Consider the following 14,458-nt stretch of genomic DNA (forward strand, 5'->3'; position numbering starts at 1 on the left):
GCCATCTATCAACCACGCCCGTGCCAGATTGAACCTGCCGCAAAACTAGCGGGATGACAGGGCCGGGGCCAGATGGTATTTTCGCCCCGCCCCATCCTGCCGCGCATTCGTCCGGCTTTCGCGAAGGACATCATGCCAAACCCCGTCGCCTATCTGATGCTGCTGATCTGGCCCTTCGTCTGTCTGGGGCTGTTTCGCAACCTGCCGCTGCAGCGGGCGTTGATCTGGTCGATCTTGGGGGGCTATCTTTTCCTGCCGCCGCTGGCCGAATTCAACCTGCCGCTGGTGCCGGGCCTCGACAAAGTGTCGATCCCGAACCTGAGCGTTTTGCTGATCATCTGGCTGGGCACGCAGGAGAAACTGCAGCTTTGGCCCGCCTCTCGTTTGGCGGGGTTCTTGGTGGTGGGGCTGGTCTTTTCGGCCATGCCCACGGTGCTGACCAATGGCGACCCGATCCTTTTTCAGGCGATCCGAGGGTTCGAGCCGATCCTCTTTCCGGTGGACGCCCTGCCGGGGCTGTCGATCCGTGACATCGGGTCGGTCCTGATCGGCCAGATGCTGATGCTGGTGCCTTTCTTGCTGGCGCGACAGTTCCTTGCGGACGAAGAGGGCCTGCGCGAGCTGTTGCTGGCCTTCGTGATTGGTGGGCTGATCTATTCCGTGCCCGCACTCTTCGAAATTCGCTTCTCTCCGCAGCTTAACACATGGATTTACGGGTTCTTTCAGCACTCCTTTGAGCAGATGATGCGCAATGGTGGCTTCCGGCCCATCGTGTTTCTGCCGCACGCGCTGTGGCTGGCGATTTTCATGTGTATCGCGTTGTTGTCGGCGGTGGCGCTGGCGCGGCAAACCCCGGTGATCGACCGATGGAAGGTGCTGCTGCTGGCGGCCTATTTGGGTGTGGTTTTGCTGCTGTGCAAAAGCCTTGCCTCGCAGGCCTACGCGCTGCTGCTGGTGCCGATGGTGCTGCTGACCCCGGCGCGCTGGCAGATCCGTCTGGCGGTGGTCTTTGCCGTCGTGGCGGTGATTTATCCAATGCTCCGCAACGCCGGGCTGGTGCCGCTCGATGCCATTCTTGCGCAGGCCGAGGCGATCAGCGCGGACCGTGCGCAATCGCTTGGCTACCGGTTCATGAACGAAGAACGGCTGCTGGCGCGGGCTGCTGAAAAGCCGTGGTTCGGCTGGGGCGGATGGGGGCGCAACCTGATCCGGGATGCGACCAACGGCAATATCCTATCGGTCCCAGACGGCCGCTGGATCATTGTTTTCGGCACTTTCGGCTGGGTTGGCTATCTTTGTGAGATGGGTCTTTTGGCGCTGCCGATCTTTCTTATGGGGCTACACCTCTACCGACAGGGGGATGCGGGCCTATCCCCTTGGATCGCGCCGCTGCTTTTGATTCTTGGCATTACCATGATGGACATGTTGCTTAACGCCACGCTGACGCCGCTTACTTGGCTTACGGCCGGGGCGATCCTCGGTCATGCTGAGGGGCTGGCGGCAGCGCGCAGGGGGCAGACCGTACTTGATGCCAGCGCAAATCCCGCGTTGCAGGCAAAGCGGACGGTTTTCTGAACTGGCATCTGCTCACCGTTCCGTGAAGCGATTTTGTCCAGAATAGACCCAAGGGCACGCTCTTGGCTCATTTTCGACAGATTTGCCTGTTGTATGCTGCACCCGAAGCTTAAATTGAACCTTGAAGGCTCATCACTGTAGTCGAACGGGCGATGGGACATGTGTCGCAATGAATAGCACAGACAAAACTCTTGCACGCGATGATATCGCGATTGTCGGCATGTCGGTGAACGTGCCGGGGGCCGAAGGAGTCGACGCCTATTGGGCGAACCTCCGCGATGGCGTGAGCGCGCTCAAGCGGCGCGACGCGGCCGAGCTGCGCGCCGCCGGAGAGAGCGCCGAACGTATGGCCCGGCCAAACTACGTGCCCGTCACCGCCGAGATGCCCGGTTACGACATGTTCGACGCCGAGTTCTTCGGCTTTTCCCCAAAAGACGCCGCCATTCTCGACCCGCAGCACCGCAAATTTCTTGAGGTCGCTTGGGAGGCGATGGAGCAGGCGGGGCATATGCCCGAAAGCCTCTCTGGCCCCGTCGGCGTCTATGCGGGCTGTGGCATGGGCAGCTATTTCTATTTCAACATCTGCTCGAACCCCGATCTGGTCGATGATGTCGGCATGTTCCTGCTTCGGCATACCGGCAATGACAAAGATTTCCTCTCGACCCGGGTCAGCCATGTGCTTGACCTCAAAGGCCCGTCGATCAACCTGCAAACCGCCTGTTCGACCTCGCTGGTGGCAATTCACTATGCCGCGCAGGCGCTGCGGGCGGGTGAAATCGACATGGCGCTGGCGGGCGGGGTGACGATCGAACTGCCGCAGGGCAGGGGCTATGAGTTCAAAGAGAACGAAATTCTCTCCCCCGATGGTGAATGCCACGCCTTCGACCACCGCGCGCAGGGCACCGTTTTCGGCTCTGGCGCAGGGGCAGTGGCGCTGCGGCGGTTGGAAGATGCCATTGCGGATGGCGATCCTATTTGGGCGGTCATCAAAGGCTCGGCGGTCAACAACGACGGCGCGGCCAAGGCGGGCTATCTGGCCCCTTCCGTTGATGGGCAGACGGCGGCCATTGCCCGCGCGCTTGACCATGCGGGCGTGGCGGCGCAGAGCATCGGCATGGTCGAATGCCACGGCACCGGCACCTATCTAGGCGATCCGATTGAGGTCGCCGCCCTGACCCAAGCCTACCGGGCCGAGACGCAGGCCGAAGATTTCTGCCGCATCGGGTCGGTCAAGACCAACATCGGCCATCTCGACACTGCGGCGGGCGTGGCGGGGCTGGCCAAGGCGGCGCTGGCGTTGCACCACCAGCAAATCCCCCCCTCGCTGGGCTATGAAGCGCCGAACCCGGCGATCCCCTTCGAAGGCTCGCCCTTCCGCGTGAACGACCGGCTCTATGACTGGCCCGACCAAGCCACGCCCCGGCGTGCCGCGGTCAATGCGCTTGGCGTTGGCGGGACCAATGCGCATATGATCTTGGAAGAGGCGCCCGCCCGCGCGGCGTCGGAAGAAAGCGATTTCCCTTTCCATGTGCTCTGCCTCTCGGGCCGGAACAAGGCGGCGTTGGACGCCAACAGCGCCGCCCTCGCGGCGCATCTGCGCGCGCATCCCGAACAGCCCTTGGCCGATGTGTCCTTCACCCTGAAAGAGGGCCGCCGGGGTTTCGACAAACGCCGCGTCTTGGTCGCCGAAACCCATGAAGAGGCCGCGACCCTGTTGGAAGGCGGCGACAGCCGCCGTGTCTTTACCCATGACCACCTTGGCCCCGAGGCTAAGGTCGTTTTCATGTTCCCCGGCGGCGGCGCGCAATATGCCGATATGGCCCGCGACCTTTATGAAACCGAGCCGGTCTTTGCCGAATGGATGGACCGGGGGCTCGACCATCTGGCACCGCAGTTGGATTACGACATCCGCGCGATCTGGCTGCCGGAACCCGAAGACCGCGCGGCGGCAGAAGCCAAGCTGAAACAGCCTTCGGTGCAATTGCCGTTGATCATGATCGTTGAATACGCGCTGGCGCAGCTTTGGCTCTCTTGGGGGGTGAAACCCGTGGCGATGGTGGGGCACTCCATGGGCGAAAATGTCGCCGCCTGTCTTGCCGGGGTGATGCGCTTTGAGGACTGCATCGACCTTGTCCTGCTGCGCGGGCGGCTCTTTGATGAGGTGCCAGCAGGCGGGATGATCAGCATCTCCGCTCCGCTGGATCAGATCACGCCACTTCTGGGAGAAGGGCTTGATATCGCCAGCGTCAACGGCCCGGAACTGATTGCGGTCTCTGGCCCGGACGACGCGCTAAAGACGCTGCAAGCGCGGTTGGATGCAGCCGGTCTCGACCACCAGCGCATCGCCATCGACATCGCAGCCCACTCGCGGATGCTGGACCCGATCCTTGACCGATACCGCGCTTTCCTTGCCACGCTTGACCTGCGCGCGCCGCAGATGCCCTTTTTGTCCAACCGAACAGGCAAGATGATCACGGCGCAGATGGCGACGGACCCCGATTATTGGGTCGAACAGCTGCGCAACACGGTGAATTTCGCCGATTGTATCTGCACGTTGAGCGCCGACGCGCGGCGGGTCTTCCTTGAGGTCGGACCGGGCAAGGCGCTTTCCGCCTTGGCGCAGATGAACGCGGATGTGGCGCCGGGGCAGGTGATGTCTTCGCTGCGCCACCCCGAGCAAGAAATCGCGGATGATGCCTATTTCCTCAGCGTGATCGGGCGGCTTTGGGCCTCGGGGGTCGAAGCTGACTGGGCGCAGATTTGGGGCGAGGCACGGCGCAACCGCGTGGTGCTGCCGACCTATCAATTCCAACGTGCGCGTTATTTCATCGAACCGGGAGAGGCCGCGACCCGCCCCGCAGAGCAACCGGTGCAACGGCTGGATGACATCAGCGATTGGGGCGCGCTGCCGCATTGGCAACCGCGCTACGCCGAAGGGGATATGGCGCTCTCCGGCCCGGTGAACTGGCTTGTCTTCGCCGATACGGCGGGGCTGGGGGCCGAGGTCGCCGCGCAGTTGCGGGCCAAAGGGCATCGCGTGGTGCAGGTCACGGCGGGGGATGCCTTTGCCCGCGTCACCACGGATCATTTCACGCTGGCCCCCGAACAGGGCCGGTCGGGCTATGACCAGTTGATCGCGGCGCTTCAGGCCGAAGGGCAAATGCCCGACCGGATCGCGCATTTCTGGCTGACCGATGATCAGGTCGCCCCGCGCCCCGGTTCCAGCAGATTTGACCGCAATATCGAACAGGGGTTCTGGAGCCTGACATGGCTTGCGCAGTCCTTGGCCGAGTCCGAGATTGACGCGCCGCTGCACCTCAACGTCTTCACCACCGGTGGGGCGCAGATCGCGGAAGAGGGGTTGGGCTATCCCGAAAAGGCGCTGATCTCTGGCCCCGTGGGCGTCATGGCACGAGAGGTGCCGGGGCTGACGGCGAGCCAGATTGACCTGCCCGTCGCAGCACCCGTGGCACCGGCAAGATGGTTCGCGAAGCCAGTCGACCCTGCGCCTGTGACTGATCCCGGTGACCTGATCGAAGAGCTTTTGGCCAGCCCGGCCAACCTTCAGGTCGCCCATCGTGCTGGCCGCCGCTACGAACTGGGCTACCGCGCAGCCAGCCTGCCGCCAAGCGATTTGCCGGGGTGGAAGCCGGAGGGACATTACCTCATCACCGGCGGTTTCGGGGGCATCGGGCTGACCCTTGCGGCAGACATTCTTGAGACGCCGGGCACCCGTGTCATCCTGCTGAGCCGCGCCGCGCTTCCGATGCGCCACGAATGGGACAGCTACCTTGCCAGTCACGGCCCCGCCGATGCCACGGCCCGCCGCCTGCGTGCCGTTCTGCGACTTGAGGCGCAGGCGGCGCAGTCGGGCGGGGCGGTCGAAGTAGCCCGCGCGGATGTCACCAACCTTGCGCAGATGCGCCGGGTGATCGACGATCTGACCGCCCGCCACGGGGGGCTGACAGGGGTGATCCATGCCGCCGGGGTGCTGGACGATGCGCCGCTCTTGGCCAAATCCGACGCGGGCATCGACGCGGTGCTGGCCCCCAAAGTGCAGGGGCTGCGGGTCTTGGACCAACTGTTGCCCGATGGCGCGCTTGACCTGATGGTGCTCTTTTCCTCGACCTCTACCGCCAGTCGCGCGGCGGGCCAGGTGGACTATGTGGCGGCGAATGCCTGGCTTAATGCCTTTGCGCAATCACGGCGCGGCGCGAAGACCCGCGTGGTGGCGGTGAACTGGGGCGTTTGGGCTGATGTAGGCATGGCCGCTGACACCCTTGCGGGGGGCGGTGCCGTGGCGCTGCCTGCCCGCGCGATCAATGCGGCGCTGCTTGAAACCGCAGGGTCGGGTGACAGTGGCGCACCGGAATTTACTACCGAGATCGCCACCTCGCACTGGCTGCTCGACCAACACCGCACCTTGGATGGTCGCGCGATCATGCCGGGGACAGGCTATATTGAGCTTTTGGCCGAGGCGGCGCAGGCTCAAGGGCTGCAGGGGTTCACGCTGCAAGACCTCTATTTTCTGCGTCCCCTGCCGCTGGCCGATGGGGCGCGGCGCAAGATCAAGATCACCCTGACCCCCGAGGGCGCGGGTTTCGCCGCCGAGTTGCGCAGCGCCTGTGTGGTCAATGGCAGGCCCGCGTGGCAGTTGCATGTTCAAGCGCGTTTGACCCCCACGGGGCGCACGGCCAGCCCTCTGGATCTTGCTGCCCTCGCGGCCCGTTGCGAGGACGTGGCCGAAGCCGCGCCCGGGGGCCATCTGCCCGCCGTTCAAGAGGCGCATCTGAAATTCGGTCCGCGCTGGCATGTGCTGCAACGCACCGCTCTGGGACAGGGAGAGGGGCTCGCCGCGCTACGGCTGCCCGAGGCCGCGCAGGGTGATCTAACCGATGGCTATGTGCTGCACCCTGGTCTGATGGACATCGCCACCGGTTGGGCCATGGCGCTGATCCCCGGCTATGCCGCGCGTCACCTTTGGGTGCCGCTGTCTTATGGTGAGATCACGCTTCACGCGCCGCTGCCTGCCGAGGTCCGCTCGCATGTCCGGCTTGCCGAAGGATCGGCGGCGGAGGGCTTGGCCCGGTTCAATGTGACGATCACCGATGCGCAGGGAGCGGTCCTTGTCGATGTGCACGATTTCGCGATGAAACGGCTCGAAGGGGCCTTTACCGAGGTGCCGCCGCCCGACGCCCGCGAAGTGGTCTTTGAGGATGCTCAAAACGCCGACAGTCTCAGCCCCGCCGAAGAGCGTTTGGCCCGTCTGGTGCGCCAAGGTATCCGCGCGCAGGAAGGGCCAGAGGCCCTGCGCCGTGCGCTGGCGCTGGATGCGCCACAGGTCATGGTGTCCTCACTGCCCTTGCAGACGTTGATCGCCCAAGCCGACGCGCCGCTGACCGATGCCTCCGCCCAAGGGCAAAGCTTTGAGCGGCCCGATCTCGACGGTTCTTTCGTCGCCCCACGCAACGGGATCGAAGAGAAACTGGCCGAGATTTGGTCGAACCTCTTGGGCGTTAGCCCGGTGGGGGTCGAGGATAGTTTCTTTGACCTCGGCGGGCATTCCCTGATCGCTGTCCGTCTGTTTGCGGCGGTCAAGCGCGAGTTCAAGGTGGAATTCCCGATCTCCGTTCTGTTCGAGGCTCCTACGATCGCCAAATGCGCAGCGCTCATCGCGGCGGAGCGCGGAGATTTGGCCCAGACGGAGGTGGCTGATACGGCAGCGGCGGCCCCGCAGCAGCGCTTTGACCACCTCGTACCGCTCAATCAATCGCCGCAGGATGCGACGCCGCTTTTCGTGGTGGCGGGGATGTTCGGCAATGTGCTGAACCTGCGCCACCTTGCCTTGCCCTTTAGCGGCGAACGCGCGGTCTATGGTGTGCAGGCCCGTGGGTTGATCGGTGACGCCGCCCCCCACGAAGAGGTGCAGGCCGCCGCGGCTGACTACATCGCCGAGATCCGTGCGCTGCAGCCCCAAGGGCCCTATCTGTTGGCCGGATACTCCGGCGGCGGGATCACGGCCTATGAGATGGCGCAGCAGTTGCAGGCGGCAGGGCAAGAGGTGGCCGTTCTAGCGATGCTCGACACGCCGCTGCCCGTCCGCCCGACGCTCAGCAAGATCGACAAGGCGCATATCAAATTGGCAGAGCTGCGGCGGAAGGGCCCGGCCTATCTGCTTGAATGGGCGCGCAACCGCTGGGCGTGGGAGCGCGCGCGCCGCCGGGGGCCTCAGGAGGCGGTCGGCGATGGCGAGGGGGGTGCTTCCTTTAACAGTCTGCGCATTCAGGCGGCATTCCTGCGCGCAATGGAGCGCTATGAAACGCCCCAGTGGGACGGCCCGATGACCCTGTTCCGGCCCCCGCTGGATCGGCATTGGGCTGTATCTGCCGGGCAATATGTCACCGCGGAAAAAGAATATGTCTATGAGGACAACCAGTGGCGGCAGTATGCGCCGCGCTTGCAGGTGATCGAAGTGCCGGGCGACCATGTGAGCATGGTTCTGGCGCCCAATGTGACCGTGCTCGCGCAGGAACTGGCCGAGGTGATCGCGGCGGCCCTGCCCGAAGGCGCAGGCCACGACCGCACCCAAGCCACGGCGGCGGAATGATGCAACAGCCGCCCCGTCTTTTGGTCATTATTCTTAACTACCGCACCGCAGAGATGACCCTGCGCGCGGCTGAGGCCGCTTTGGCCGATATGCCCCAGACCCATGCCGAACTGGTGATCGTTGACAACGACAGCGGCGACGGTTCTGCCGCGCTCTTGGCACAGGAGATTGCCGCGCGGGGCTGGGGTGCGGGCAATCGCGTGCGGCTGATCGCATCGCCCCGCAATGGTGGTTTCGGGGCGGGCAACAACCTTGCCATGCGGGCGGGGATGTCCGACGGGGCAGCGCCGGATTTCGTGCATGTGGTGAACTCGGATGCCTTCCTTGATCGGGGCTGTATCGGGACGCTGTTGGACCACCTGCAGAACCACCCCCGCGCCGGGATGGCCGGAAGCCATGTGCGCGGCGAGGATGATCTGCCCCATGCCACGGCCTTCCGGTTCCCCTCTGCCGCGGGTGAGTTGGAAGCTGCCGCGCGGTTGGGGCCCCTAACGCGACTACTGTCCTCTGCCGTGGTGGCCCCATCCTTGCCGGAAGAGGCCACAGAGGTCGATTGGGTGGCAGGTGCCAGTGTCATGATGCGGTGGGATATGCTGGCTGAGATCGGTCTCTTCGACGAAGCGTATTTCCTTTATTATGAGGAAACTGACCTTTGCCTGCGTGCCGCGCGGACTGGGTGGGACTGCTGGTATGTGCCTCAGGCGCGCTGCGTTCACGTTGGCTCGGTCTCGACCGGGATGAAGGAATGGCGCCGGATGCCGCGCTATTGGTTCGACAGTCGCCACCGCTATTTCGCCAAGAACCATGGCCGCGCCTATGCCGCTTTGGCCACCTGTGCTCGGCTTGCCGGGGGCGGATTGCACCGCCTGCGCTGCCTGCTGACCGGACGCCAGCCAGAAGACGCCCCCGGTTTTTACCGTGACCTCGCGGCCCATGCGCTCACCGCGAGGCGCGCGGCCCCCGCCGTCCAAGACCCAAGCCGTAGCCCCGCCACGGAGGACCGTTGATGACCGCCAGCTTCGAGACAGAACCGTTTTCCGCGCTCTTGATGGGCGACGAATCTCTGACCATTGCCTGCGGCGACATGCTGCTGGCGGGCGGTCATCGGATCGCCGCCGTAATCACCCGAGATGACGCAGTGCGCGCTTGGGCCGAAGGGCAGGGGCTGGTCCTCTGCCGCGATGCGGAAGATCTGCTGCCCATGGGTCTGGCCGTCGACTGGCTTTTGAGCATCGCCAACCTGCGGCTGATCCCTCAGACGGTTTTGGCCCTGCCCACACGTGGCGCGGTCAATTTCCACGATGGGCCCCTGCCGCGCTATGCTGGGCTGAACACACCCGCTTGGGCAATCATCAACGGTGAGGCGCAGCATGGGGTCAGTTGGCATTTGATCGAAGCGGGCGTTGATACCGGTGACCTGCTGGCGCAGCGGGAGGTAGAGATCGCGCCCGATGAGACGGCCTTTAGCCTCAACTCTAAATGCTACGCCGCCGGGATGGAAAGCTTTGGCGCAGTGCTGGCCCAGTTGGAAAGCGGCAAGCTGCAAAGCACCGCCCAAGATCTCAGCCAGCGCAGCTATTTCGCGAAGGACAAACGGCCAGAGAACGGCGGGCTGATCGACTTTACCAAGTCCGCAGGAGAGATCAGCGCGCTGGTCCGTGGCTTGGATTTCGGGGCCTATTGGAACCCCTTGACCACGGCAAAACTCGCAGGCGCGGTAGGCGCGGTGCTGGCCGTTTCCCGCGTCGAGGTGCTGGCGGGCCAAGGCGGCACCCCCGGCGAGGTTGTCGATGTCGACAGCACGCGGGTGGTCGTGGCGGCGCGCGATGCCCATATCGCCCTCTATGATCTGCGCGATATGGCGGGTGAGAGTATTGCTCCGGTCCAGTTTTTTGCCCCCGGTGATAAAGTGCCCCACACGGCGGGCAGCGCTCCGGCTTCGGCTGAGGAGGCACATTGGCGGCGCGCTTTGACCGGGTTTGACGCGCTGCCGGTCCCCTTGGCCACCGCATCTGAAAGGGCAACGACATGGGCAGAGCGAGAGATCGCGCTGCCGCAGGGGAGTGACCTTTCGCAGCAGGCCGCAGCCGCAGCCCTCGTCGCGCTGCGCAGCGCCGGAGCAACAGAAGGCGGCATCGCCCTCAGCCGCGAAGGGGAACCCGCGCCGCTGATCGGCGATTGGCTGCCGATTACCATCGCGGCAGAGGCGGGCTTGCCCGTGGCGGAACTGCTGGCACAGGTGGAACCACAACTTGCCCGCGCTAAAGGCACGGCAGGTTTTGCGCGTGATCTGCCGCTGCGCGACCCGGCGATTGAAACGCTTGGCCCCCCGGATTTTGCGATCTCCTTTAACAGTGAACCGCTCGCGGGCGCGGCGTTGACCCTCTGCCTCGGGGCGGGGGGCGCGCGGCTCTTTGCCGACAGCACGAGGCTGGCCGATGCCGCGATCGACCTCCTCGCCGCGCGGTTAGAGGCGGCTTTCGCCAACATCTCCGAGGCTGCAGATTGCGGCACCCTCTGGGCCCTTCCAGAGACCGAGGCGCAGCTCCTGACCCGCGTCAACGCGACGACGCGCGACTATGATCCCCTCACCATCCATGCCGCTTTTGAGGCGCAGGTGGCGCGCACACCCGAGGCCCCCGCGCTGGTGTTCGAGGGAGATACGCTTAGCTATGCCGCGCTGAATGCCCGCGCCAACCAATTGGCGCATGTGCTGGGGGACATGGGGGCCGGGCCGGGGATGCCGGTGGCGCTTTGCGTTGCACGGGGGGTGGACCTGCTGGTGGGCACGCTTGGCATCCTGAAAGCTGGCGCCGCCTATGTGCCGCTTGATCCGGCCTATCCAGCGGACCGTCTGGCACATTACCTTTCAGACAGTGGCGCTGCGGTCGTGGTCACGCAATCGGCCCTTTCTCCCAGCCTGCCCTCGCAAGACGCGCAGGTGCTGGAGATGGACCGCGACCCGCGCCTTGCCACGGCTTCGGACGTGAACCCTGCCGCCAACGCCGGGCCGGATGACCTTGCCTATCTGATCTATACCTCCGGCTCGACCGGGACGCCCAAGGGCGTGATGGTCAGCCACGGCAATGTGGCGAATTTCTTTGCCGGGATGGACGACCGGATCGATCATGAGGCGGGCGCTGTCTGGCTCGCTGTCACCAGCCTCAGTTTCGATATCTCGGTGCTGGAACTGTTCTGGACCCTCGCACGGGGGTTCAAACTGGTGCTGGCAGGCGACGATAGCCGGGGGCTGATGTCGAACGGGCCGATTGCCACCAGCGACCGCAAGATCGACTTTAACCTGTTTTACTGGGGCAATGACGACGGGGTCGGCCCCAAGAAATACGAGCTGCTGCTGGAAGGCGCGCGATTCGCCGATGCCAATGGCTTCAACGCGGTCTGGACGCCCGAGCGGCATTTCCATGCCTTCGGCGGCCCCTATCCGAACCCATCTGTCACAGGCGCTGCCGTGGCCGCGGTGACGCAGAACCTTGACGTGCGGGCCGGATCTTGCGTGGCCCCGCTGCATCACCCCGCGCGGATCGCCGAGGAATGGGCGGTGATCGACAACCTGACAAACGGGCGCGTGGGACTGGCCATCGCCAGCGGGTGGCAGCCCGATGACTTCGTGCTGCGCCCGGAGAACACGCCGCCGCAGAACAAGCCCGCGATGTATGACGCCATCGACCAGTTGCGCAAACTCTGGGCCGGGGAGCCGGTGGAATTCCCCCGTGCCGATGGCACGCCCCACGCGGTGGTAACGCAGCCGCGCCCCGTCTCGAACAGGCTGCCGATCTGGGTCACCACGGCGGGCAATCCACAAACGTGGAAAGAAGCGGGAGAGATCGGGGCCAATGTGCTGACCCACCTGCTCGGCCAATCGGTGGAAGAGGTGGCGGACAAGATCAAGATCTACCACGACGCCCTGCGCGGTGCAGGCCATGACCCGGCGGATCACAGGGTCACCGTCATGCTGCACAGCTATCTTGCCGAGACCCGCGCCGAGGCCGAGGAAATCGCCCGCGCGCCAATGAAGGACTACCTGCGCTCGGCGGCGGGGCTGATCAAACAATACGCTTGGGCCTTTCCGGCCTTCAAGAAACCGGCCGGCACGACGAACCCGTTTGAGATCGACCTCGAAGGGCTCTCGGCCGAAGAAATGGATGCGATCCTAGAGTTCGCCTTTCAACGCTATTTCAACGACAGCGGCATGTTTGGCACCGTGGCAGATGGGCTAGCGCGGGCCGAGCAGCTCAAGCGGATCGGTGTGGATGAGATCGCCTGCCTGATCGACTATGGCATTCCCACCGACAAGGTGATGGCGGGGCTGAAGCCGCTGGCCGATGTGCTGCGCCGCGCCAATGCGGGTGGGCAACCGGCAGAGGACGATCACTCAATCGCCGCGCAGATCGTTCGCCATGGCGTGACCCATCTGCAATGCACGCCCTCGATGGCGCAGATGATGGTGATGAACGATGAGGCACGTGGCGCTTTGGCGCGGGTAAAGGCGCTGATGGTCGGGGGGGAGGCGTTGCCCGGCACGTTGTCCCGCGCTTTGCGTGCGGCGACGCTGGCGCAGATCCAGAACATGTACGGCCCGACAGAGACCACGATCTGGTCGACCACCCATGTGCTGCAAGACACCCACAGCACCACGGCCCCCATCGGCACACCGATTGCCAACACGCAGATCCATGTCCTTGACGCCGCGCGGCAGGTGCTGCCGATCGGTGCGGCGGGTGAACTTTGGATCGGGGGCGCTGGCGTGACACAGGGCTATTGGCAACGGGCCGAGATGACCGCCGCGCGTTTCATCGACGATCCCTTCGCGGGCCACGGTCGTCTCTATGGCACGGGCGATCTGGTGCACATGACCGCCAAAGGCGTGCTGCATTTCGAAGGCCGCGCCGATGCGCAGGTCAAGATACGCGGCCATAGGATTGAGCTTGGGGAGGTCGAAGCGCGGCTGGCCGATCTGCCGGGGGTGCGTCAGGCCGTGGCCCTGCTGCGCGATGATGCGGGGCCGGGTGGCGCGCAACTGGTCGGCTATGTGGTCGCCGATGCGACGGTCGACAGCGACGCAGCGCGGCGGCAACTGGCCGCCCATCTGCCCGATATCATGGTGCCGCAGGCCATCGTAACGTTGCCCGCCATGCCCTTGACGCCCAACAAGAAAATTGACCGCAAGGCCTTGCCCGCCCCGGTCAAACGCAGTGCTGCACCTGCCGCCGCGCCACAGCCGGCCACGCAAGACGGCAACAGCCAAGCCGCCATCGCGCAGGTCTGGGGCGCGCTTTTGGGCATCGGGGACATTCGCGGCGGCGATAACTTCTTTGCTCTTGGGGGCCATTCGCTGCTGGCGGTGCAGGCGCATCGCGATATCAAGGCGGCCTTGGGCGCCAGCGCGCTGTCGATCACCGATATCTTCCGTTTCCCAACCCTTGCGGGATTGGCAGCGCATATTGATGGATTGGACGGCCAGAAAGCCGAACCGCCCAAGGCGCCCCCAGCCGCCGAAACGCCTGCCCGGACCGAAACCATGTCGAAACGTCGCCTCATGCGGGCCGAGCGCGCCCGCGGGCGGGGTTGAGGTGACGGCAGAGGCCGAGATCAAGACCGCAGTCCGCAGTCTGTTCGATCTGCCAGTCGCCGTTGCTGTAACCCAGATCGACAGGCCACATCCGCCATTGCTGGGGGACGAAGCCGCCGTCATCGCACGTGCACGGCCCAAGCGGGTCGCCGAATTCACCGCCGGACGCCACGCCGCACGCGAAGCGATGCAGGCCCTTGGCCACCCGCCTGCACCGGTGCTGGCCAGCCCGGACCGCGCGCCGATTTGGCCGCAGGGCCTGACCGGTTCGATCAGCCATTCCGACGTATGGTGCATCGCCGTGCTGGCGCGGTGCTCTGATGTGATGGCACTGGGCGTCGACATCGAAAAAGACAGCCCGCTGCCCAAAGACCTGCTTGCTGAAATCTGTCTTCCGTCCGAAATCACCCGGCTCGGGGGCGCTGATCTCGCCGCCGCCAAACGCATCTTCTGCGCCAAGGAGGCGGCCTATAAGGCGCAATATCCGCTCACCAAAACGCTCTTTGGCTTTGATCGGCTGGACGTCACCCTATCTGCAGAAAACCCCGCTTTTGATGCGCAATTTACCCAAGATACGGAATGCTTTAAGCGCGGCGAGAAGCTGCCGGGGCGGGTCGTTTCGGTGGCGGGCCACCTTGTCAGCGGGGTGGCGATTGGGCAGATTGATCGCAAAGGAGCTTGATCTC

Annotated in this window: 5 protein-coding genes; all 5 read left to right on the forward strand. The window is 64.6% G+C overall.

Translation table 11 applies throughout. The features are described 5' to 3' along the window. Nucleotides 1-72 precede the first annotated feature (72 nt). Complete coding sequence (locus T8A63_RS05185) at nt 73-1,575, forward strand: hypothetical protein (protein WP_322345175.1); 1,503 nt, start codon at nt 73-75, stop codon at nt 1,573-1,575. Nucleotides 1,576-1,744: 169 nt separating this feature from the next. Continuing rightward, on the forward strand, nt 1,745-8,182 hold the full coding sequence (locus tag T8A63_RS05190; RefSeq protein WP_322345176.1) for a polyketide synthase: 6,438 nt from the start codon (nt 1,745-1,747) through the stop codon (nt 8,180-8,182). Continuing rightward, entirely contained in the window at nt 8,182-9,189 is a 1,008-nt protein-coding gene (locus tag T8A63_RS05195) for a glycosyltransferase family 2 protein (RefSeq protein WP_322345177.1), read from the forward strand. Before T8A63_RS05190 ends, T8A63_RS05195 begins: the two co-directional genes overlap by 1 nt. After that, entirely contained in the window at nt 9,189-13,772 is a 4,584-nt protein-coding gene (locus tag T8A63_RS05200) for a MupA/Atu3671 family FMN-dependent luciferase-like monooxygenase (protein WP_322345178.1), read from the forward strand. Before T8A63_RS05195 ends, T8A63_RS05200 begins: the two co-directional genes overlap by 1 nt. 1 nt (nt 13,773) lies before the next feature. Then, complete coding sequence (locus T8A63_RS05205; RefSeq protein WP_322345179.1) at nt 13,774-14,454, forward strand: 4'-phosphopantetheinyl transferase family protein; 681 nt, start codon at nt 13,774-13,776, stop codon at nt 14,452-14,454. Nucleotides 14,455-14,458 lie beyond the last annotated feature (4 nt).

Origin of the sequence: Sulfitobacter sp. OXR-159, assembly GCF_034377145.1 — a bacterium.
In the GTDB taxonomy this organism is placed as follows: Bacteria; Pseudomonadota; Alphaproteobacteria; order Rhodobacterales; family Rhodobacteraceae; genus Sulfitobacter.

What these genes read in the sequence shown, in the direction of transcription:
- T8A63_RS05185 (WP_322345175.1), top strand. Translation starts at nt 73, where the DNA reads ATGGTATTTTCGCCCCGCCCCATCCTGCCGCGCATTCGTCCGGCTTTC.
- T8A63_RS05190 (WP_322345176.1), top strand. Translation starts at nt 1,745, where the DNA reads ATGAATAGCACAGACAAAACTCTTGCACGCGATGATATCGCGATTGTC.
- T8A63_RS05195 (WP_322345177.1), top strand. Translation starts at nt 8,182, where the DNA reads ATGCAACAGCCGCCCCGTCTTTTGGTCATTATTCTTAACTACCGCACC.
- T8A63_RS05200 (WP_322345178.1), top strand. Translation starts at nt 9,189, where the DNA reads ATGACCGCCAGCTTCGAGACAGAACCGTTTTCCGCGCTCTTGATGGGC.